This is a genomic window from Jatrophihabitans sp. (assembly GCF_051960575.1).
GTDB lineage: Bacteria > Actinomycetota > Actinomycetes > Mycobacteriales > Jatrophihabitantaceae > JBQCEE01.
Map to the genome: position 1 here is coordinate 1 of NZ_JBQCEE010000422.1, position 21,227 is coordinate 21,227.

17 protein-coding genes and 2 pseudogenes are annotated in these 21,227 nt (G+C 72.6%); 15 read left to right on the top strand and 4 right to left on the bottom strand.

Features of this window, described 5'->3' with window-relative positions; all coding sequences use genetic code 11:
• From ACTHMS_RS23675 to ACTHMS_RS23685, 3 genes are all read right to left on the bottom strand, one after another.
• Positions 1 to 2,199 (bottom strand): glycoside hydrolase family 65 protein (locus ACTHMS_RS23675; RefSeq protein WP_440309114.1); only part of this gene is annotated, 2,199 nt, incomplete at its 3' end.
• A gap of 47 nt (positions 2,200 to 2,246) precedes the next feature.
• Positions 2,247 to 2,939 carry a beta-phosphoglucomutase family hydrolase gene (locus ACTHMS_RS23680; protein WP_440309115.1) on the bottom strand — a complete coding sequence of 231 codons (693 nt, stop codon included), beginning with the start codon at positions 2,937 to 2,939 and terminating at the stop codon, positions 2,247 to 2,249.
• The gene (locus ACTHMS_RS23685; protein WP_440309116.1) at positions 2,939 to 3,919 is read right to left on the bottom strand and encodes a TIGR03557 family F420-dependent LLM class oxidoreductase; all 981 of its coding nucleotides are present in this window, start codon (positions 3,917 to 3,919) and stop codon (positions 2,939 to 2,941) included. The genes ACTHMS_RS23680 and ACTHMS_RS23685 overlap by 1 nt, the downstream gene beginning before the upstream one ends.
• Positions 3,920 to 4,006: 87 nt before the next feature.
• Here ACTHMS_RS23685 and ACTHMS_RS23690 point away from each other — a divergent pair, with 87 nt between their 5' ends.
• The 10 genes and pseudogenes from ACTHMS_RS23690 (at position 4,007) to ACTHMS_RS23735 (ending at position 13,909) form a co-directional block, all read left to right on the top strand.
• On the top strand, positions 4,007 to 5,809 hold the full coding sequence (locus tag ACTHMS_RS23690; protein ID WP_440309117.1) for a thiamine pyrophosphate-requiring protein: 1,803 nt from the start codon (positions 4,007 to 4,009) through the stop codon (positions 5,807 to 5,809).
• Positions 5,809 to 6,234: a hypothetical protein gene (locus ACTHMS_RS23695; RefSeq protein ID WP_440309118.1), complete on the top strand. Its 426-nt coding sequence runs from the start codon at positions 5,809 to 5,811 to the stop codon at positions 6,232 to 6,234. Before ACTHMS_RS23690 ends, ACTHMS_RS23695 begins: the two co-directional genes overlap by 1 nt.
• Positions 6,231 to 6,683 (top strand): annotated as a pseudogene (locus ACTHMS_RS23700) (gluconate 2-dehydrogenase subunit 3 family protein); the annotation flags it as partial. The gene ACTHMS_RS23695 and the pseudogene ACTHMS_RS23700, both read left to right, overlap by 4 nt.
• A 178-nt stretch (positions 6,684 to 6,861) precedes the next feature.
• Complete coding sequence (locus ACTHMS_RS23705) at positions 6,862 to 8,451, top strand: GMC family oxidoreductase (RefSeq protein ID WP_440309119.1); 1,590 nt, start codon at positions 6,862 to 6,864, stop codon at positions 8,449 to 8,451.
• 13 nt (positions 8,452 to 8,464) lie between these two features.
• Positions 8,465 to 9,523 (top strand): enolase C-terminal domain-like protein, encoded by a 1,059-nt coding sequence (locus tag ACTHMS_RS23710; protein ID WP_440309120.1) that lies wholly within the window; start codon positions 8,465 to 8,467, stop codon positions 9,521 to 9,523.
• Entirely contained in the window at positions 9,520 to 10,188 is a 669-nt protein-coding gene (locus ACTHMS_RS23715; protein WP_440309121.1) for an HAD family hydrolase, read from the top strand. The genes ACTHMS_RS23710 and ACTHMS_RS23715 overlap by 4 nt, the downstream gene beginning before the upstream one ends.
• Before the next feature lie 255 nt (positions 10,189 to 10,443).
• Positions 10,444 to 10,620, top strand: coding sequence for a hypothetical protein (locus ACTHMS_RS23720; protein WP_440309122.1), 177 nt, complete (start codon positions 10,444 to 10,446; stop codon positions 10,618 to 10,620).
• Between the two features lie 132 nt (positions 10,621 to 10,752).
• Entirely contained in the window at positions 10,753 to 11,484 is a 732-nt protein-coding gene (locus ACTHMS_RS23725) for an ANTAR domain-containing protein (RefSeq protein ID WP_440309123.1), read from the top strand.
• 88 nt (positions 11,485 to 11,572) lie between these two features.
• Entirely contained in the window at positions 11,573 to 12,283 is a 711-nt protein-coding gene (locus ACTHMS_RS23730) for a PAS domain S-box protein (protein ID WP_440309124.1), read from the top strand.
• Positions 12,284 to 12,298: 15 nt separating this feature from the next.
• Positions 12,299 to 13,909: pseudogene (locus tag ACTHMS_RS23735) on the top strand (phytoene desaturase family protein).
• Positions 13,910 to 13,994: 85 nt separating this feature from the next.
• Here the strand turns inward: ACTHMS_RS23735 and ACTHMS_RS23740 are convergent.
• A complete protein-coding gene (locus tag ACTHMS_RS23740) occupies positions 13,995 to 14,444 on the bottom strand; it encodes an SRPBCC family protein (protein WP_440309125.1) in 450 nt (149 codons plus the stop codon).
• Positions 14,445 to 14,718: 274 nt separating this feature from the next.
• On the opposite strand from ACTHMS_RS23740, the gene ACTHMS_RS23745 reads away from it, so the two are divergent.
• The 5 genes from ACTHMS_RS23745 to ACTHMS_RS23765 are packed head-to-tail and all read left to right on the top strand — an operon-like array spanning position 14,719 to position 21,085.
• Positions 14,719 to 16,374, top strand: coding sequence for a carbamoyltransferase family protein (locus ACTHMS_RS23745; RefSeq protein WP_440309126.1), 1,656 nt, complete (start codon positions 14,719 to 14,721; stop codon positions 16,372 to 16,374).
• Entirely contained in the window at positions 16,367 to 17,884 is a 1,518-nt protein-coding gene (locus ACTHMS_RS23750; protein WP_440309127.1) for an HAD-IIIA family hydrolase, read from the top strand. Before ACTHMS_RS23745 ends, ACTHMS_RS23750 begins: the two co-directional genes overlap by 8 nt.
• A complete protein-coding gene (locus tag ACTHMS_RS23755; RefSeq protein ID WP_440309128.1) occupies positions 17,881 to 18,927 on the top strand; it encodes a glycosyltransferase family 9 protein in 1,047 nt (348 codons plus the stop codon). The genes ACTHMS_RS23750 and ACTHMS_RS23755 overlap by 4 nt, the downstream gene beginning before the upstream one ends.
• A complete protein-coding gene (locus ACTHMS_RS23760; protein ID WP_440309129.1) occupies positions 18,924 to 19,874 on the top strand; it encodes a glycosyltransferase in 951 nt (316 codons plus the stop codon). The genes ACTHMS_RS23755 and ACTHMS_RS23760 overlap by 4 nt, the downstream gene beginning before the upstream one ends.
• Positions 19,871 to 21,085: a glycosyltransferase gene (locus tag ACTHMS_RS23765; RefSeq protein ID WP_440309130.1), complete on the top strand. Its 1,215-nt coding sequence runs from the start codon at positions 19,871 to 19,873 to the stop codon at positions 21,083 to 21,085. The genes ACTHMS_RS23760 and ACTHMS_RS23765 overlap by 4 nt, the downstream gene beginning before the upstream one ends.
• Positions 21,086 to 21,227: the final 142 nt, after the last annotated feature.

The window sequence follows — 21,227 nt, forward strand, 5'->3', positions numbered from 1 at the left end:
CTCGTAGGTGGCGGTGCCCTCGCGGATCGTCACCCGCACGCGCGTGTCGCGCCAGCGCACGTGGAACTCCAGCAGCTCCCACCCAGGGGCGAGTTGCGGCCGGAACGACAGCACACCGCCGACGTCGCGCAGGCCGCCGAAGCCGGCCACGACCGCGATCCACGTCCCCGCCAACGACGCGATGTGCAGGCCGTCGCGGGTGTTGTGCTCGAGGTCGTGCAGGTCCATCAGGGCCGCCTCGGCGAGGTAGTCGGCGGCCAGGTCGTGCTGGCCCACCTCCGCGGCGATGACGGCCTGCGTGCACGCCGACAGCGACGAGTCGCGCACCGTCAGCGGGTCGTAGTAGGCGAAGGCCTTCGCCTTCTCCTCGGGCGTGAACCGGTCGGAGGCCCAGTGCATCGCCAGCATCAGGTCGGCCTGCTTGACGACCTGCTTGCGGTAGATCTCGAAGTAGGGCGCGTTCAGCAGCAGCGGGTAGCCGTCGGTGCGCGCGCTGCGCTCGAAGTCCCACACCGCGTGGTGGGTGAAGCCCTCGTCCTGCTGATGCACGTCGAGGGAGTGGTCGAAGGGCACCGCGACGGTGTCGGCTGCCTGCTGCCACGCCTCGATCTCGGCCGCCGCGACGTCGAGTGCCTCCGCCTGCTGTGGCCAGCGCCGGGCAGCGGCGGCCGCACCACCGAGGTTGGCCGCGGCCATCAGGTTCGTGAAGGCGTTGTCGTCGACGATGGCGCTGTACTCGTCCGGCCCGGTGACACCGTCGATGTGGAAGCGGCCGTCCTCGCCCGTCGAGCCGACCGACGCCCACAAGCGCGCGGTCTGCACGAGCAGCGGCAGCGCGTGGTCGCGCTCGAAGTCGTCGTCGCCGGTCCAGCGCACGTAGCGCATCGCGGCGACGGCGATGTCGGCGTTGACGTGCAGCGCGGCGGTGCCGGCCGGCCAGTAGCCGGAGCACTCCTGGCCCCGGATGGTGCGCCACGGGAAGGCCGCGCCGTCGAAGCCGAGCGTGGCCGCCCGCTCGATCGCCAGGTCGAGGGTCGAGTGCCGCCAGCGCAGGGCGTCGGCCGCCGCGCTCGGCGCCGTCGCGGTGAGCACCGGAAGCACGAACGCCTCGGTGTCCCAGAACGCGTGCCCGTCGTAGCCGGTGCCGGTGTGGCCCTGGGCCGGCACCGCGCGCCGCTCGGCGCGCACGGCGGCCTGCAGCGAGTGGAACAGCCCGAACCGCACGGCCTGCTGGATGTCGTCGGCCCCAGTGATGTCGACGTCGGCGCCGTCCCAGAACTCGGCCCACGCGTCGGCCTGCTCCTGCTCGACGCCGTCCCAGCCCACGCGTCCGGCCGCGGTCAGGGCGGCGTCGACCTGGTCGCGCAGGTTCGGCACCGACCGCTCGCTCGACCAGCCGTAGGCGACGAACTTGGTCAGCCCGAACGGCTCACCGGGCTCGACCTCGGTGGCGACGGTGAAACGGGCACGGTCGTTGGTGGCGTAGTTCTGCACGGTCGGGTCGTCGTTCGTGGTGACGTAGTTGTCCATCGCAACGGCGAGGTTGAGCTTGCTGGCCGCAGTGCGGTGCACGAGCATCGCGCGGCGCTCGGCCGCCCCGTGCTCGACGGCGACGAGCGGCCGGTCGAGGGCCGCGGCGACGCGCGGGTCGTCGGTGCTCCTGGGCACGTCCTCGTTGGCCACGAGTTCGGACTGCACGACGATGCCGATGCGGCGGTCGAGCGGCTCGACGCTGTAGTTGATCGCGACGATCGAGCGGCGGGTGAGGGACACCAGCCGGGTCGACTTCACGCGCACGCGGATGCCCGACGGCGAGCACCACTCGACCGTGCGTCGTAGCACGCCGCGGCGCAGGTCGAGCACGCGCTCGTGCGAGAGCACCTCGCCGTAGCGCAGGTCGAACGGCTCGTCCTCGACGAGCAGCCGGATGAGCTTGCCGTCGGTGACGTTGACGACGCTCTGCCCCGACTCGGGGTAGCCGTAGCCGGCCTCGGCGTAGGGCAGCGGCCGCGACTCGTAGAACGAGTTGAGGTAGGTGCCGGGCAGCCCGTTCGGGTCGCCCTCGTCCAGGTTGCCGCGGATGCCGATGTGGCCGTTCGAGAGCGCGAACAGCGACTCGGTCTGGGCGAGGTCGGCGCGGTCGAACCCGACCTCGCGCAGGCACCACGGCTCGACTGGGAACCGTTGTTCGGTCGTCATGCCACCCATCCTGTCCCGATGGGCGCCGCGCTTCACGAACGATCCGGTCACAACAGCTGGGCGAGGTCCGTGACGACGATGTCCGCCCCGTGCTCCTTCAGCGCCTGACCGTGTGCGTCGTCGAGGCGGTTCACGCCGACGACGTAGCCGAAGCCACCGGCGCGACCTGCGGCGACGCCGGCGGTCGCGTCCTCGAAGACGACGGCCTGCTGCGGCGGGACGCCGACCAGCTCCGCCCCGGCGAGGAAGGTGTCCGGCGCGGGTTTGCCCTTGAGCCCGCGCTGCTTGGCGACGACGCCGTCGATGCGGTCCTCGACCCACCGGTCGAGACCGGTCGCCTTGAGCACGGCCGCGGTGTTCGCACTGGACGAGACCACCACCCGGTGCACGTCGGCCGTCGCGGCGGCGACGACATACCGCTCCGAGCCCGGGAAGACGCGCACACCCTGCGTGTCGATCAGGTGCAGCACGAACTCGTTCTTGCGGTCGCCGATCGCCTGCACCTCCTCGTCGCTCAGCTCGATGTGCCGGGACGCGAAGAAGTCGCGCACGCCGTCGGCGCGGGGCTTGCCGTCGACGAAGTCGTTGTAGTCGTCCTCGGTGAACTCCGGCTGACCGCGCTTCGCCAGCTCGGGGTCGAAGGTCTGCTTCCACGCCTGCCGGTGCACCGACGCGGTGTCGGTGAGCACCCCGTCGAGGTCGAACAGGCAGGTCGTGATGCCGTCCGGCAGGCCGAGCATCAGCGCCCCGCTGCGTCGCGCAGCTTCGGCAGCACCGTGCCGCCGTAGAAGTCGAAGAAGCCGCGGTAGTGCGTCGCCTGCTCGCGTCCGCCCATCTGGGAGATGTAGATGCGGTCGAAGCCGGCCTCGGCGAACGGCGTGAAGGCCTCGATGTGCCGGTCGACGTCGTTGCCGTAGGCGATCGAGTCCTTGATCATGTCGCGGGTGACGAGCTCACTGGCCTGCTCGAAGTGCTTGGGACTCGGCAGCACCTGCGACAGCTCGCCCGGCAGTTCGCTGTTCGGCCAGGTGCGGTACGCCGCGTCGATGGCGGCGTCGTCGTCCTCGCTCCACGTCACCTTGTAGCCCACCTCTGTCACCTTGCCCTCACCGCCCGCCTTGCGGAAGGCCGCGATGTCGTCGGCGCTCGGCGAGGTGCTCATGAACCCGTCGCCGATCCGGCCGGCCACCTCGATCGCCTTCGGGCCGAACCCGCTGACGTAGATCGGCGGCGGCTCGTCCGGCAGCGTGTAGAGCCGCGCTTTCTCGACCGTGTAGTGCTTGCCGTCGTGGTGCACGAACTCACCGGTCCAGAGCCGGCGGATGACGTCGACAGCCTCCTCGAGCATCTCGAGCCGCACGTCGGCGTCGGGCCAGCGCTGCCCGGTGATGTGCTCGTTGAGCGCCTCGCCGGTGCCGACGCCGAGCCGGAAGCGTCCGTTCGTCAGCACCGCGCTGGTCGCGGCGGCCTGCGCCACGATCGCCGGGTGCTGCCGCACCGTCGGGCAGGTGACGGCCGTCGAGATCGGCAGCGAGCAGACCTGGCTCACCGCGCCGATCATCGACCAGACCAGCGGGCTCTCGCCCTGGGTGTCCGTCCAGGGGTGGAAGTGGTCCGAGATCCAGAGCGCGTCGAAGCCCGCCTGCTCGGCCAGCTTCGCCTGCTCGATGAGGTCGTGCGGCCCGTACTCCTCGCAGGACAGGAAGTATCCGATCTCCATGGTGTCGTCGTGCCCCTCTTCGGAGGAGGCGAAACCGAGGAGGCCTGTCCTGGTTTGCACAGTGCAAGCGTTGGGCAGTGAAAGGATATGGCTGACACGGTTGCGGACGTCCTGCTGGCGCGGCTGAGGGAGTGGGGGGTCGAGCAGGTCTTCGGCTACCCGGGTGACGGCATCAACGGGCTGCTCGGTGCGTGGGGGCGCGCGGGCAACCAGCCCCGGTTCGTGCAGGCGAGGCATGAGGAGATGGCCGCCTTCGAGGCGGTCGGGTACGCGAAGTTCAAGGACACGAAGGACGCCTTCGCCGTCTGCACCGCGACGAGCGGGCCCGGGGCGATCCACCTGCTGAACGGTCTCTACGACGCGAAGCTCGACCACGTGCCGGTCGTGGCGATCGTCGGCCAGACCGAGCGCAGCGCCATGGGCGGCAGCTACCAGCAGGAGGTGAACCTCGAGCGGCTGTTCAGCGACGTCTGCTCGGCCTACTGCGAGACGTGCAACGTGCCGGAACAGCTGCCGAACCTCATCGACCGCGCGATCCGCATCGCGATCACCGAGCACGCGCCGACCTGCCTCATCTTCCCGAGCGACGTGCTCGAGCTGCCCTACGAGCCGCCGGGTCACGCCTTCAAGCAGGTCCCGTCCAGCCTCGGTCTCGAGCAGCCGGTGATCACGCCCTCGGACGAGGGGCTGCGGCGGGCCGCCGAGGTGCTCAACGCCGGGGGCAGGCCCGCGATCTTGGTCGGCCAGGGGGCGCGCGGCTGCGTCGACGAGCTCACCGAGATCGCCGACATCCTGGGCGCGGGTGCCGCGAAGGCGCTGCTCGGCAAGGACGTGCTGCCCGACACCCTGCCGTGGGTGACCGGCTCGATCGGCCTGCTCGGCACGACCGCGAGCTACCACATGATGATGGACTGCGACACGCTGCTGACCGTCGGCTCGAACTTCCCGTACACGCAGTTCCTGCCCAAGCTCGACCAGGCGCGGGCGGTGCAGATCGACCGCTCGGGCGCCTGGATCGGCATGCGCTACCCGTACGAGGTGAACCTCGTCGGTGACGCCAAGGCGACGCTGCGGGCGCTGATCCCGCTGCTCGAGCGCAAGGCCGACCGGTCGTGGCGCGACGAGATCGAGGCGAACGTCGTGCGGGCGAAGGAGGTCGAGCAGCGGCGCGCGCTCACCGACGCCGACCCGATCAACCCGATGCGGATCTTCCACGAGCTCTCGGTGCGCCTGCCCGAGGACGCGATCGTCGCCACCGACTCGGGCAGTGCCGCCAACTGGTACGCCCGGCATCTCGAGTTCCGCGGTTCGGTGCGCGGCTCGCTGTCGGGCACCCTCGCGACCATGGGGCCGGCGGTGCCCTACGCCATCGGCGCCAAGTGGGCCCACCCGGATCGTCCGGCCATCGCCTTCGAGGGCGACGGCGCGATGCAGATGAACGGCCTCGCCGAACTGATCACGATCGTGCACTACTGGCGGCAGTGGGCCGACCCGCGGCTGATCGTGGCAGTGCTGCACAACAACGACCTGAACCAGGTGACCTGGGAGATGCGGGCGATGGAGGGGTCGCCGAAGTTCGCCGAGTCGCAGAGCCTGCCGGACATCGACTACGCGGCCTTCGCCCGCAGCATCGGGCTGCACGCGATCAACGTCGAGCGCACCGAGGACATCGGGCCGGCGTGGGAGGCCGCGCTCGCCGCCGACCGCCCGACCGTGCTCGACGTGCGGTGCGACCCCGACGTGCCACCCATCCCGCCGCACGCGCAGTTCGCGCAGGCCAAGGCCGTCGTCTCGGCGGTGCTGCACGGCGACGAGGACGCGAGCGGCTTCGTCAAGCAGGGGATCAAGCAGAAGGTGCAGCAGTACCTGCCCGGCACGAAGGAGTCCTGATGGCGCTCGTCGACACCCTGCTGCACGACGTCCGCACCGGCCGGTTCGAGCGCACGCTGGCGGCGCTCACCGCCGGCGGCGCGGCGATCACCGCCGGCGAGAGCTTCATGGCCCACGACGGCGCGAGCTTCGGCAACAAGATGATGTGGTGGCCGATCGCGGTCGTGCCCACCGCCGTGCCGGCCGGGGTCGCGGCGGTCGTGTCGCAGCGGGCGGCGCACACGGTGCTGCCGTTCGTGTCGGCGGCGATCGTGGCGAACGGGCTGCAGGGCACGTACCTGCACTGGCGCGGCATCAGGCAGCGCCCGGGCGGCGTGACCCGCTACAACCTCGAGGCGGGGCCGCCGGTGTTCGCGCCGCTGCTCGCGTCCCTCGTCGGTGGCATGGGGCTGCTCGCCGCGGTGCTGCGGCGCGAGGGGTCATGACCACGCCGCAGGGCCGCGGGCGGTTCGAGGGCTTCGACGTCCTGGCGCAGGTGCACGTCTGGGACCAGGCCACGGCAGGTGTCGTCCTCGAACGGCTCTCGGTGCCGGGTGACCTCGCGTTCTTCCGCGGACGCGAGGTGGCCACCGCCCGAACCCTGCTCGACCTGCTGCTGGCGCAGGACTGCGAACCGAAGGTGCCGGTGCTCGAACTCGTCGACACCCGCCTCGCCCGGGGTGAGACCGACGGCTGGCACTACGCCGACATGCCCGAGGACGGCGAGGCCTGGCGCCGATCGCTGCACTGGTTGGACGAGGACTGCGAGATCGGGTTCGCCGAGTCGCCGGTCGAGCGGCAGCGGGCGTGCGTGCAGCAGGTACAGGACCTCGGCGACGCGGGGGAGCGATGGCACGACTGGTCGGCCGAGCACACGTGGTCGCTCTGGACGCGCTACGCCTGCACCGCCTTCTACTCGCACCCGTGGGCCTGGAACGAGATCGGCTTCCCCGGCCCGGCCTACCCCCGCGGCTACCTGAACCTCGGCGTGAACAAGCGCGACCACTGGGAAGCACCTGATGCCACGTCTCAGCGAAAGGGCGATCCGGCAGCGCAACGAATCGCCGTGGCTGATGCCGTCCGACGGCACCCGCACGAACCACCGGCTGCGCACCGACATGCGCCGCTACGACCACACCGACGAGGTCGACCTCGTGGTGGTCGGTGCGGGTGCGGGCGGGTCGGTGCTCACGCAGCGGCTGGCGCGGCGCGGATGGAAGATCGTCGTGCTCGATGCGGGCCCGTGGTGGGACCCCGACCGCGACTGGGTGAGTGACGAGCGTGGCGCGCACCGGTTGTACTGGACCGAGCCGCGGGTCATCGGCGGCAGCGATCCGGTGCCGATGGGCTCGAACAACTCGGGCCGCGGTGTCGGCGGGTCGATGGTGCACTTCGCCGGCTACGCACCGCGCTTCCACCCGTCCGACTTCCACACCTACAGCGCCGACGGGGTCGGCGCCGACTGGCCGATCTCCTACGACGACCTGAGGCCGTACTACGAGCTGATCGAGAACGAGCTGCCCGTGGCCGGCGAGCACTGGCCGTGGGGCGACCCGCACGGGTACCCGCACCACCCGCACCCGGTCAGCGGCAACGGCGAGATCTTCCTGCGCGGGGCGGACGCGCTCGGCATCCCGGCCAAGGTCGGGCCGGTCGCCATCCCCAACGGCCGCTTCGGCGCGCGCAACCACTGCATCTACCGGGGCTTCTGCCTGCAGGGCTGCAAGGTGAACGCGAAGGCCAGCCCGCTCATCACCCACATCCCGGACGCGCTGGCGCACGGTGCCGAGATCCGCCCCGACTGCATGGTGAGCCGGGTGCTGGTCGACGAGCACACCGACACGGTCACGGGCGTCGAGTACATCCGCGACGGCATCACCCATCGCCAGCGGGCGAAGGCCGTCGCCGTCGCCGGCTACTCGATCGAGACTCCACGCCTGTTGATGCTGTCGGCGAACTCGGCCCATCCGCACGGGCTGGGCAACGACCACGACCAGCTCGGCCGGTACCTGATGGTGCAGGGCGCGCCGCAGACGGCGGGGCGCTTCGACGACGAGATCCGCATGTACAAGGCACCGCCGCCCGAGGTGAGCACCGAGCACTTCTACGAGACCGACCCGAGCAAGCCGTACGCGCGTGGCTGGTCGATCCAGAACGTCAGCCCGCTGCCGATCACGTGGGCCGAGCACGTCACGGCGCAGGGGCACTGGGGCCCCGACCTGCGCGAGCGCATGCGCAGCTACGTGCACTGGGCGACGCTCGGCGCGCTGTGCGAGTTCCTGCCGCGTGCCGAGAACCGGGTGACCCTCGCCGACGAGCACGACCGGCACGGCCTGCCCGTCGCCCGGTTCGACTACAGCCAGGGCGAGAACGACAAGCAGCTCGTGCAGGCGGCGCAGTCGGTGATGGAGGACCTGTTGCACGCGGCAGGTGCGTCCGAGGTGATCACCATCAAGCGGAACGCGCACCTCGTCGGCGGGGCGCGCATGGCGGCGTCCGAGGACAAGGGGGTCGTCGACCGCGAGCACCGCGTCTTCGGGGTGAAGAACCTGTACGTCAGCGACGGCAGCGTGCTGCCGACACAGGGGTCGGCCAACCCTGCGCTGACGATCATGGCGCTGGCCGCGCGGCTGGCCGATCGCATCGTCGAGCACGCACGATGAGCCGGGCGGCGTCGTGAGGATCGAGCGGGTGTCGGCCGCGGCGTACAAGGTGCCGACCGCGACGCCCGAGGAGGACGGCACCTTCGACTGGGACGCGACGACCGCGGTGATCGTGCACGTCGAGGCCGGTGGCGAGGTCGGGGCGGGGTGGACGTACAGCGGCACCGCGGCCGTCACGGTGATCACCGACCTGCTGTGCGACGTGCTGATCGGCCGCGACCACCGCGAGATCACCGCGCTGTGGGAGGACATGCGACGCGCGTGCCGCAACGTCGGCATCGCCGGGCTGGTCATGCAGGCGATCAGCGCCGTCGACATCGCGTTATGGGACCTCGCAGGGCGGTGCCTCGGTGCGCCGGTGCACGAACTGCTCGGCGACGCGGGCCGGCCGGTCGACATCTACGGCTCGGGCGGCTTCACGAACCTGACGCCGGCCCAGCTCACCGAGCAGGTCGACGCCTGGAAGGCGGCCGGCTGTCGCGCCATGAAGATCAAGATCGGACGCGACGACGACCGCGACCTCGAGCGCATCAACCAGGTGCACCGGCGGGCGCCCGGGGCCGCGCTCATGGTCGACGCGAACGGCGCTTACACCCGCGGGCACGCACGGCGCATGGGGCACCTGCTCGACGAGCTGGGCGTGACCTGGTTCGAGGAGCCGGTGTCGAGCGACGACGTCAAGGGGCTGGCGCTGCTGCGGTCGGCGCTGCGCTGCGACGTCGCGGCGGGGGAGTACGTGTCCGACGCGTACGGCGCGGCCGCTCTGGTCGGCGCCGTCGACTGCCTGCAGCTCGACGGCACCCGCTGCGGCGGCTACACCGGCTTCCGCGCGGCCGCGGCCGTCGCCGGCGCGCACGGGCTCGACGTGTCCGCGCACTGCTCGCCGGCGCTGCACGCGTCGCTCGCCGCCGTCGGCAACCTGCGGAACATCGAGTGGTTCGTCGACCATGCGCGTCTGGAACCGATGCTGTGGGTAGGGGTTCCTGCAGCGGCCGACGGACGGGTCGCGCCGAACGCCGCCCCGGGACACGGGCTGCGGCTGCGGCCGGAAGCGGAGGAGTACAGGTTGTGAGCAAGGGTGTGCTGTTCGACGTCGACGGGACGCTGGTCGACACGACCTACCTGCACACCGTGTGCTGGGCCGAGGCCTTCCGGCAGGTCGGCAGGCCGCAGACCTTCGTGGAGGTGCACCGCACCATCGGCCGCGGTGGCGACGAGACGCTCGACCACCTGCTCGGCGAGGACCGTGACCGCAGCGACGACGAGGAACTGCAGGCCACCCACGTCGCGCTCTACAAGACCTACTGGGGACGCCTCACGCCCCTGCCCGGCGCCCAGGAGCTGCTGCGCCGCACCAAGGCGGCCGGCCTGACGGTGGTGCTGGCCAGTTCCGCGTCCGAGGACGAACTGCAGGCGCTGCTGTCGGCGCTCGACTGCGACGACGCGATCGACGTCGCCACCAGTTCGACCGACGCCGATGCCGGCAAGCCCGCCCCCGACCTGTTGCAGGCCGCGCTCGACAAGGCCGGCCTGCGTCCGGACGACGGTGTGTACGTCGGCGACGCGATCTGGGACGGCATCACGTGCGGCAAGGCCGGCCTGCCGTTCGTCGGCGTGCTGAGCGGCGGCATCTCCGAGGTCGAGCTGCGCAAGGCCGGTGCCGTCGAGGTGTATCCCGGCCCGCAGGAGCTGCTCGACGCCTTCGACCGCTCCGCCCTCGGCCGCCTGCTCGCCTGAGCCGACCCCGTCTCGGGCGGCCCGGGCGCCCGTGCCGGATCTTGATGCCGTGGCCGGGGCATGGCTTGTCCGTGACATCTCGGTCCGGGGGCAGGGCGTGGGACGGGCGCGACCGGGATGCCCCTCACCGGCCCAGGGCCCGGTGAGGGCATCAGGATCCGATTCGAGTCGCCGATGATGAGCGTCCAGTTGCACAGGTTCTTGGACGAGACGTGCACAGGTTAGGCGATCATGGCGGCCGGGTACCCGATGGGCATGAGCGAATCGACGAACGAGGTCCGGCCGAACGAGGAGCCGCGGTCGGGTGGCCACGAGGCGAACGGCCTGCCCGAGCACGAGGGGCCGATCGAGAAGATCAAAAAGGCCGTCGGGCACGCCATCGGCAGCGAGGGCCCGCGCCACGGCGCGCGCGACACCGACCCGGGCAGCTGACCCCGACCTCGCGCGTGAGCACGCAAACATGTAGGCAACCCGGACATCTCGGTCGGGTCGGCAGGGGCAGCTGACGAAACGTCACCGCACGGTCGTAGCCTTCCGTCGGACCCGATGGGAAGGAGCGCCACTGTGGAGGAGTCCGCACTGTCGCTGGCCACGATGTTCGCCGGCATCGCACACGAACTGGCGGCTGCCCCTGACCTGGACGCGACCCTCGAGCAGACCGTCTCGCTGGCCGTGACGGTGGTGCCGGGCGTCGACTTCGCCGGGGTCTCGTGGCTGCACCGCGACCGCACCATCGAGACGCCGGCGTCGTCCGACGCGGTCGTCGACGCGTGCGACCAGGCGCAGTACGACGCGGGCGAGGGGCCGTGCGTCGAGGCCGCCTGGGACGGCGACCTGATCGTGATCGACGACTTCACCACCGAGACCCGGTGGCCGAAGTTCGTCGCGCGCAGCGTCGAGCTCGGCATGGGCAGCCTGCTCGCGTGCCGGCTCGCGGCGCCACAGAACGTCATCGGCGCGCTGAACCTCTACTCGCGCACACCCAAGGCGTTCGACGACGAGTCGCGCGACTTCGCGCAGGTCTACGCAGCGCACGCGTCCATCGCGCTGGCGAACCGTCGGCTGCAGTCCGACCTGCGCCACGCGTACGAGAGCCGCGGCGTCATCGGCCAGGCGATGGGCATCCTGGTCGAGCGGCACCGCGTGTCGCCGGACGACGCCTTCCGCATGCTCGTGCGGGCGTCGCAGACCCGGCACGTCAAGCTGCGCGAGCTGGCCGGCTACGTGGTCGAGACGGGCATCGAGCCCACCGCCGTGCGCAGTGAACACGGCCGCATCGTCGGCGCCGAGGCCTGAGCCGGGCGCGCGCGGGCTCGCCCGACGGCGGCCGAAAGGTTGGCCGAACGTCCCTTCACTTCGCCTGCCTCCGGTCGATGGACCGACCATGGCAGGACATGACGACATGGCGATGCCCGCCGGCGGCTGGATCTGGCAGGTCGCGACCGGCGAGATCCAGTGGGACGGACCGGGCCGGGCGATCTGGAAGCGGCTCGGCACGACGCCGCCCTCCACTCCCGCCGCGCTGGTCGACCGCTGCGACAACGCTGCGCACGACGCGCTGGTCGCCGCCTTCGACCGCTCGACGCGCACCGGCGGCGCGCTGGCCGTGACCGCCACCGTCGGCGGCACCACCACGCTCGAGTTCGGTGCCGTGCACCTGCCGCCGACGCTGGCGGACTGGACCTTCGCCGGCGTCGTCCGCGACGTCACCGACGAGGCCGAGCAGCGCCGCCGGCTCGAGGCCGAGGCCACCCGCTCGGCCAGCGTGCTCGCGGCCATGCCCGACGCGATGCTCGTCGTCGACGAGCTCGGCCTCATCGTCCGCAGCAGCCAGCAGGCCGCACGACTGTTCGGCTACACCGATCTCGAGATGATCGGCCTCGAGGTCGAGCAGCTCGTGCCCGACACGGCGCGCACGAAGCACGCCGCGCTGCGCGACCAGTACGCCGACGCGCCCCGCACGCGCGCCTTCGGCAGCCACGCCGCGCTCGCCGCCCGACGCGCCGACGGCACCGAGTTCCTCGCCGACGTCTCGCTCAACCCGGTCGTCTCGGACGAGGGCCTGCTGGTCGTCGCCACCATCCGCGCGCTGTAGGCCCAGCCCGCCCGCATGCCGTCCCGGTGCGCCGGGAAGGCTGGGGGCGTGAGTGAGAGCGCCGTCGTCATCGGGGCGGGCCACAACGGTCTGGTCGCCGCCAACCTGCTCGCCGACGGGGGGTGGGACGTCCTCGTGCTCGTGGAGCTGGAGCGCAGCGGGGGCGCGTGATACAGCGACCGGTCGCTGCACCCCGACTACGTCACCGACTGGTACAGCGCGTTCTATCCGCTCGGCGCGGCATCGCCGGTGATCAATGCGCTGCACCTCGAACAGCACGGCCTGCGCTGGACGCACGCGCCGCACGTGCTCGCCCACCTATTGGCCGATGACCGGTGTGCCGTGCTGTCGCGCGATGTCGCCACCACGGCGGCGTCGGTCGACGAGTTCGCGCGCGGCGACGGCCAGGCGTGGCAGCAGCTCGTGGCCGAGTTCGAGCAGGTGCGCACGCCGTTGATCGACGCGCTGTTCACGCCGTTCCCGCCGGTGCGGTCGGGGCTCAGGCTCGCGCGCGCCTTCGGCGCGGCCGACCTGCTGCGCTTCGTCCGCTTCGCCGTCGAACCGGTGCGCCGGGCCGGCGAGGAGCTGTTCCGGGGTGAGGGCGCGCAACTGCTGCTCGCCGGCAACGCGTTGCACACCGACCTGCCGCCCGAGTCGGCCGGCAGTGCGCTCTACGGCTACCTGCTCGCGATGCTCGGCCAGACCGTCGGGTTCCCGGTGCCGGTCGGCGGCGCCGGCGAGCTGACGCAGGCGATGGCGACCCGGCTGCGGGCGGTCGGCGGCGAGATCCGGACGAACGCGCCGGTCGATCGCGTCGACGTCGCCGACCGGCGGGTGACCGGGGTGCGGCTGCGCGACGGGAGCCGCATCGCGGCGAACATCGTGCTCGCCGACGTCGGTGCGCCCGCGCTGTTCGGCGACATGATCGCGCCCGAGCACCTGCCGCCGCGCCTGCTCGACGACCTGCGCCGCTTCGAGTGGGACAGCGCCACCCTCAAGATCGACTGGGCGCTCACGGGTCGTATCCCGTGGACGGCCGAGGCCGCCCGCGGAGCCGGCACGGTGCACCTCGGCGTCGACATGAACGGCCTCACGCGGTACGCGGGCGCGCTCGCGCAGAAGCAGTTGCCCGAGCACCCGTTCCTGCTCTTCGGCCAGATGACCACCTCGGACGCGACCCGCTCGCCCGAGGGCACCGAGTCGGCGTGGGCCTACACGCACGTGCCGGGAGGGCTGACCCGTGAGCAGCTCGACGAGCAGGTGCGCCGCGTCGAGGCCGTCGTCGAGGAGCGTGCCCCAGGGTTCGCCGACCTCGTGCTCGCCCGCCGCGTCCAGGGGCCGATCGACCTCGAGGACACCGACAGCAACCTCGTCGGCGGCGCGGTGAACGGCGGCACCGCGAACATCCACCAGCAGCTGATCTTCCGGCCGGTGCCGGGCCTGGGGCGGCCGGAGACGCCGATCGACGGCCTCTACCTCGCTTCGGCGTCGGCCCACCCCGGTGGCGGCGTGCACGGTGGCCCCGGCGGCAACGCGGCCATCGCGGCCATCCGTCGCGCCCGCCTCACCGGACGCCTCAAGCGCCGCCTCATCGACCGCCTCTTCACCGCCATCTACGGCGACTGACCGCCGCGAAACCCCCTGCTCCGGCTCATTTTCGGCTCCGAGAACGGGCCAGAGCAGGGGGTTTCTGCTGCGTCGGGTGCGGAGGTCAGGACGCGCGGTGCTCGACGATCGAGGCGAGGCGCTGCAGGGTCTCGACGTTGCGGGCGCGCAGCAGCTTGCGCTGGAGCGGGTTGTCGATCCAGCGGCCGGGGCCGCGGTCGGGACGCTCGGCCATCGTCACGGTCGTGGCGGCGCCGAGCGGGCTGAGGTCGAACGCGATCCGGGCCTCGCCGGCGGGCCACGCCGCCGCCTGCAGCACGAGCCGCGTCGGGCGCACGCACTCGACCACCGTCGTCGAGTCGTTGATGCCGAACGGCCACGCGCCGACCTGGTGGTACATCTTCGCGCCCGGCGCGGGCCAGTGGCCGTCGACGTCACGCATGTGCGTCGCCCCGACGACCCACACCGGGATCAGCCACGCGTCGGTGAGCACGTCGAAGACGTGGTCGATGGGGGCGTCCATCCGTCGCTCGACGACGGTCATGCGATCGCTCATGACCTTGGCCTACCCCAACGGGCGACGCCGGCCCCGTCGGTTGCACGTGTGACTGCCGACAGACCACCTTCGGACGCCGAGGGATTCGATCCCGACCTACGCCTCGTGTATGGCTGTCGCGGGCGGAGAAGCGGATAAGGCCGGTGTGCGTTTCACCGTGAGGGACACCGGGTAGTCGAACGGCAACCAAGATCACTCGGTACCCGTCGGATCACAACAAGCCGACCCCTGCGGGCGCCACCGCGAACGACGCGGTCGTCTGAGGAGCAGGTGCATGCGGGTACTCGGCATCAACGCGATCTTCCATGATCCGGCGGCGGCGCTGGTCGTCGACGGCGTGCCGGTCGCGGCCACGGAGGAGGAGCGGTTCAGCCGCCGCAAGCATGGCAAGCGGCCGGTGCCGTTCTCGGCGTGGGAGCTGCCCGAGCTGTCCGCCGCGTGGTGCCTCAAGGCCGGCGGCCTGCGCGCCGAGGACCTCGACGCCGTCACGTATTCGTACGACCCGGCGTTGCACCGTCCCGCCGACGAGCTCGGCCTCTTCGACCCGTGGGACCACCTGCGCCTCACCTACGCCGAGCAGGTCGCGGGGTTCCTCGACACGGCGCTGCCCGGCTTCGACCCGGCGATGCTGCGGTACGTGCCGCACCACGTCGCGCATGCTGCCTCGGCCGCCTTGGCGGCGCCGTTCGCCGGTGACTGCGCCGTGCTCGTGCTCGACGGCCGGGGTGAGCAGCACAGCCACCTCGCCGGCGTCTACCGCGACGGACACCTCGAAACCCTTGCCGCGCAGGGCCTTCCGCACTCGCTCGGCCTGCTCTACGAGGACGCGACGGCTCACCTCGGCTTCCTGCGCAGCAGCGACGAGTTCAAGGTCATGGCCCTCGCCTCCTACGGGAAGCCGCGGTTCGCCGACCAGCTGCGCGAGCTCGTGCACGTCACCGGCGACGGCGGCTTCGTCACGACCGGCGTCGAGTGGGCGGCGATGGCCAAGCCCCGCGGCGCGGACGAGGCCTGGACCGACGACCACGCCGACATGGCCGCGAGCCTGCAACTGGTGTTGGAGGAGACGCTCGTCGAGCTGGCGTCGTGGCTGCGCGAGCGCACCGACAGCCCGAACCTCGCCCTCGCCGGCGGTGTCGCGCTGAACTGCGTCGCCAACAGCCGCATCGCCGAGCGCGCCGGCTTCGCGAACGTCTGGGTGCAGCCGGCCGCGGGCGACGCCGGCACCGCGCTCGGCGGTGCTCTCTCCGTCGCCGTCGACGGTGGCGACCCGACGTACCCGATGCCGACGGCCGCGCTCGGCCGCGGCTTCAGCGACGACGAGATCGAGGCCGCGTTGCAGACCGCGCGACTGCCCTACGAACGCCCGGCCGATGTGGCGGACGCGGTCGGCGAGGCGCTCGCGAACGACGGCGTCATCGCGTGGTTCCAGGGGCGCAGCGAGTATGGCCCGCGCGCACTCGGCCACCGGTCGCTGCGCGCGCATCCCGGCCGCGCCGAGAACCTCGTGCGGCTCAACGACGTCAAGGGCCGCGAGCAGTTCCGCCCGGTGGCGCCGATGGTGCTGCTCGAACGGGCGCCCGACATCTTCCGGCGTGGGCCGATCCCGTCACCGCACATGCTGTTCGTGCACGACGTCGCGCCCGAGTGGGCCGATCGCATCCCGGCCGTCGTGCATGTCGACGGCACCGCGCGCATCCAGACCGTCGACCGCACCACCGAGCCGACCGTCGCGCGCATGCTCGAGTCGTTCGAGCGTCGCACCGGCCTGCCGGTGGTGGTGAACACCAGCCTCAACACCGCCGGCCGCCCGATGGTCGACGACATCAAGGACGCGCTCGAGTGCTTCGGCGCGACCCCGGTGGACCTGCTGGCGATCGGCCCGTTCGTCGTGCGTCGCGACGCGCTCTGGGGGCGCTCGAGTGGCTGACGTGTCGGTCGTCGTCCCCACCGTCGGCCGCCCGTCGCTGACGGCATTGCTGGACGCGTTGGAGCGCTGCTCCGGGCCACGGCCGCGCGAGATCGTGCTGGTCGACGACCGGCCCGACGCGTCCACGCCGTTGCTCGCGGCGCGTCCGGACGGCTGGGTGACCGCGCTGGTGAGCGTGCGCCGCTCCGGCGGCCGCGGCCCCGCGGCGGCCCGCAACGCCGGTTGGCGCACCACGCACGGCGAGTGGGTCGCGTTCCTCGACGACGACGTGCTCGTGCCGCCGACGTGGCTCGACGACCTCGACCGCGACCTCGCCGTGCTGCCGCCGGACGTCGCGGGCAGCCAGGGACGCATCACCGTGCCGCTGCCCGCCGACCGTCGCCCGACCGACTGGGAGCGCGGCACCGCTGGTCTCGCGCCCGCGAAGTGGATCACCGCCGACATCGCGTACCGCCGCGAGGTGCTCGAGCAGGTGGGCGGCTTCGACGAACGCTTCCCGCGCGCCTTCCGCGAGGACGCCGACCTGGCGCTGCGGGTGCTCGGCCGCGGCCACCGCCTCGTCGTCGGCGAGCGGCTCACCACGCACCCGGTCCGGCCGGCGCCGTGGAACGCGAGCCTGTCCCAGCAGCGCGGCAACGCCGACGACGTCCTGATGACCCGGCTGCACGGACGCGACTGGTACCAGCGCGCCGAGGCGGCGAAGGGACGGCGCGCGCGGCATCTCGCGATCGTCGGCAGCGGTCTGCTCGCCGTCGGCGCCACCGCACTGCGGCAGCGCCGCCTCGCCGCCGTCGGTGCGCTCGGCTGGCTCGCCGGCACGGTCGAGTTCGCCTGCGCCCGCATCGCGCCCGGGCCCCGCACACCTCGGGAGGTCGCGGCGATGACCGCCACCAGCATCGCGATCCCGCCCGCGGCAGCGGCGCACCGGCTGCGCGGGCTGTGGCAGCACCGGCACGCGGCGGCCTGGCAGGCCACGCCCTCGACGGGTGTGAAGGCGGTGCTCTTCGACCGTGACGGCACGCTCGTGCACGACGTGCCGTACAACGGCGATCCGGCGCTGGTCCTGCCGATGCCCGGCGCCGCCGAGGTGCTCGCGCGCGTGCGGGCGTCCGGCCTGCGCACCGGCGTGGTGAGCAACCAGTCGGGCATCGCCCGTGGTCGCCTCACGACCGACCAGGTCGACGCCGTGAACACGCGGGTCGACGAGCTGCTCGGCCCGTTCGACACCTGGCAGTACTGCCCGCACGGCGAGTGGGACGGCTGCGACTGCCGCAAGCCGCAGCCCGGGTTGATCAAGGCGGCTGCCGCCGCCCTCGGCGTCGACCCGAGCGAGTGCGTGCTCATCGGTGACATCGGCAGCGACATCGCCGCCGGCGAGGCAGCGGGCGTCGCGGCCGCGGTGCTCGTCCCGACGCCGGCGACGCGCCCCGAGGAGATCGCCGCCGCCCGGCATGTCGCGCCGGATCTCGCCGCGGCCGTCGCCGCCGTGCTCGGGGGGGATGCGCGATGAGGCACGTCCTGGTGGTCCGTCCGGACAGCATGGGCGACGTCTTGATCTGCGGGCCCGCAGTGCGTGCGGTCGCTGCGCACGCCGACCGCGTCACGATGATGGTGAGTCAGCGTTCGGCGCGCACTGCGGCGCTGCTGCCCGGCGTCGACAACGTGCTCGTGTGGGACTGCCCCTGGATCACCTCTCCGCCACCGCGTGTGCTCGTGGGCGAGATCATGCGCGTCGTGCGCGGCGTGCGGCGCGCCCGGGTCGACGAGGCGCTCATCCTCACGTCGTTCCACCAGTCGTCGCTGCCGACGGCGCTGATGCTGCGTCTCGCCGGCGTCGAGCGCATCCACGGTGTCAGCACCGACTTCCCGGGCACGCTGCTCACCACCCGCCTGCCCGATCCACCCGACGCGCCCGACGCGCCCGAGCCTATACGGATGTTGAGCCTCGCGCAGGCCGCAGGCTTCGCGCCGAGGCTCGGCGACGACCAGCGGCTGCGGGTGCACGACACCGGTCAGCCGCCCGAGGGCACGCCGCGGGCGCCGTTCGTCGTCGTGCACCCCGGCACCGACGCGCCGGCACGTGCGTACCCCGAGGCGCTCTGGCGCGAGGTGATTGCCGGCCTCGGGCAGCGTGGACACACGGTGGTCGTCACCGGCAGCGCCGGCGAGGCCGACCTCTGCGCCCGCGTCGCGGGCGCCGCCACCGGCCCGGTGGTCGACCTCGCCGGACGCACGTCGGTCGCCGAGCTCGCCGCCGTGCTCCGGGCGGCCTCGGTCGTCGTCGTCGCGAACACCGGCCCCGCCCACCTCGCGGCGGCGGTCGGTGCCCCGATCGTGTCGCTGTTCGCGCCGGTCGTCCCGGCCGCGCGCTGGGCGCCCCACGGCGTGCCGACGGTCGTGCTCGGCGACCAGGACGCCGCCTGCCGGGCCACGCGCGTGCGTGACTGCCACATCACCGGCCACCCCTGCCTCACCTCGGTCGAGCCCGCCGCGGTCGTCGAGGCGGCCGAGGGACTCGCCCGTCAGCTGACCCGGGAGGAGGTGCCGGCATGAGGGTGTTGCTCTGGCACGTGCACGGCAGCTACACCACCTCGCTCGTGCACGGCAGGCACGACTACCTGCTGCCCGTGCTGCCCGACCGAGGGCCCGACGGCCGTGGGCGCGCGCAGACCTGGGATTGGCCCGCAACAGCCGTTGAGGTGACACCCGAGCAGTTGGCCGACGAGGCCGTCGACGTGGTGATCGTGCAGCGGCCGCACGAGCTCGACCTGGTGCGCGAGTGGACCGGACGCCGCCCGGGCCTCGACGTCCCGACCGTCTACCTCGAGCACAACGCGCCCGAGCCGCATCCGGTGACCAGCCGGCACCCGCTGGCCGACCACTGCCCGGTCGACGGCATCCCGCTGGTGCACGTCACCCACTTCAACCGGCTGTTCTGGGACAACGGTGGCCTGCGCACGCACGTGATCGAGCACAGCGTGGTCGACCCCGGCGACCGGTACACCGGCGAGCTGCCGCACGCCGCGGTCGTCGTCAACGAGCCGGTGCGCCGCGACCGCATGGTCGGCACCGACCTGCTCGGCGAACTCGCCAAGGCCGCGCCCATCGACCTGTTCGGCATGGGTGACGGCCCGATCCCGGGCACGAACCAGCTCGGCGACGTGCCGCAGGACCGCATGCACACCGAACTGGCGCGTCGGCGCGCATATCTGCACCCGGTGCGGTGGACCTCGCTCGGCCTGTCGCTGATCGAGGCGATGCATCTCGCGATGCCCGTCGTCGCCGTCGCCTCGACCGAGGTGCCGCGGGCTGTGCCGCCGGAGGCCGGCGTCGTCTCGGCCGACCCGGACGAACTCGCCGCTGCGCTGCGCACCTTCGTCGCCGACCCGGACGCGGCCCGCGCGGCCGGGCAGGCGGCGCGGGCGCACGCGCTGCAGCACTACGGCCTCGACCGATTCCTGGCCGACTGGGACCGCGTCATCGAGGAGGTGGCCCGATGAGGATCGCCATGGTGTCCGAGCACGCCAGCCCGCTGGCCGTGCTGGGCGGCGTCGACGCCGGCGGCCAGAACGTGCACGTCGCCGAACTGGCCACCGCCGTGGCGGCCCGCGGGCACGACGTCACCGTCTTCACCCGCCGCGACGATCCCGCGCTGCCCGAGCGGGTGCCGCTCGCCCCCGGCGTCGTCGTCGAGCACCTCGACGCCGGCCCGCCGACCGTGCTGCCGAAGGACGACCTGGTGCAGTACGTGCCGCAGATGTGCGCGGAACTCGTCGACCGGTTGAGCTACGACCCGCCGGCGGTGCTGCACGCCCACTTCTGGATGAGCGGCCTGGCCTCGCTCGCCGCGGCGCGCGAACTCGGCGTCCCGATGGTGCAGACGTTCCACGCCCTCGGCGCGGTGAAGCGGCGCCACCAGGGTGCGGCCGACACCAGCCCGGCCTCCCGCATCGGCGGCGAGCGCGACCTCGCCCGTCACGCCACGCGCGTGCTCGCGTCGTGCACGGACGAGCGCGCCGAGGTGATGCGGCTCGGTGCGCGTCCGGCCCGGATCGACGTCGTGCCCTCGGGCGTCGACCTCGACCTGTTCACGCCCGACGGCGACGTCGCGCCTCGCGGCGGACGGCACCGGCTGCTCTGCGTCGGCCGGCTGGTGCCCCGCAAGGGCGTCGACGACGCGATCCGGCTCGTCGCCAAGCTGCCGCAGGCCGAGCTGGTGATCGCCGGTGGGCCGTCGGCCGACCGGCTCGACGCCGACGAGGAGGTGCGCCGGCTGCGTGTGCTGGCCGACCAGGTCGGCGCCGGCGACCGCGTGCAGCTCGTCGGCAGCGTCGGCCGTGACCGGTTGCCGGCGCTGATCCGCTCTGCCGACGCCGTGCTCTGCCTGCCCTGGTACGAGCCGTTCGGCATCGTGCCGCTCGAGGCGATGGCCTGCGGCGTGCCGGTGGTCGCGAGCGCGGTGGGCGGCCTGCTCGACACGGTGGTGCACGGCGTCACCGGCGTCCACGTGCGCCCGCGCGACCCCGCCGCGGCGGTGAACGCCGTCCGCGCCCTGCTCGCCGACAGCGCGATGCGCGACCGGCTCGGCCGGGCCGGACGCGAGCGGGCCCGTCGCTACACCTGGGCCGAGGTCGCCGCGGCCGTCGAGTCGTCGTACCACCGGGCCGGCCTCACCATCGCCGCCCGCACCCCTGAGGAGGTCGCCGGATGATCGAGCATGTCCGCAAGCTGCAGGACGCCGTCGCGGCGTCCGGCCCGGCGATGGAGGTCGCGCAGCACTGGGGCCGGTTGCTGGCCGACGTGCTGCCGGCCGGCGGCAGGCCATCGCCTCGAGCGGCACGATGCCGAACGGC

Coding starts and splice junctions, on each gene's coding strand:
- ACTHMS_RS23680 (WP_440309115.1), bottom strand. CDS start 2,939: ATGCTCGGCCTGCCGGACGGCATCACGACCTGCCTGTTCGACCTCGAC.
- ACTHMS_RS23720 (WP_440309122.1), top strand. CDS start 10,444: ATGAGCGAATCGACGAACGAGGTCCGGCCGAACGAGGAGCCGCGGTCG.
- ACTHMS_RS23745 (WP_440309126.1), top strand. CDS start 14,719: ATGCGGGTACTCGGCATCAACGCGATCTTCCATGATCCGGCGGCGGCG.
- ACTHMS_RS23755 (WP_440309128.1), top strand. CDS start 17,881: ATGAGGCACGTCCTGGTGGTCCGTCCGGACAGCATGGGCGACGTCTTG.
- ACTHMS_RS23765 (WP_440309130.1), top strand. CDS start 19,871: ATGAGGATCGCCATGGTGTCCGAGCACGCCAGCCCGCTGGCCGTGCTG.
- ACTHMS_RS23760 (WP_440309129.1), top strand. CDS start 18,924: ATGAGGGTGTTGCTCTGGCACGTGCACGGCAGCTACACCACCTCGCTC.
- ACTHMS_RS23695 (WP_440309118.1), top strand. CDS start 5,809: ATGGCGCTCGTCGACACCCTGCTGCACGACGTCCGCACCGGCCGGTTC.
- ACTHMS_RS23705 (WP_440309119.1), top strand. CDS start 6,862: ATGCCGTCCGACGGCACCCGCACGAACCACCGGCTGCGCACCGACATG.
- ACTHMS_RS23730 (WP_440309124.1), top strand. CDS start 11,573: ATGGCAGGACATGACGACATGGCGATGCCCGCCGGCGGCTGGATCTGG.
- ACTHMS_RS23690 (WP_440309117.1), top strand. CDS start 4,007: ATGGCTGACACGGTTGCGGACGTCCTGCTGGCGCGGCTGAGGGAGTGG.
- ACTHMS_RS23685 (WP_440309116.1), bottom strand. CDS start 3,919: ATGGAGATCGGATACTTCCTGTCCTGCGAGGAGTACGGGCCGCACGAC.
- ACTHMS_RS23740 (WP_440309125.1), bottom strand. CDS start 14,444: ATGAGCGATCGCATGACCGTCGTCGAGCGACGGATGGACGCCCCCATC.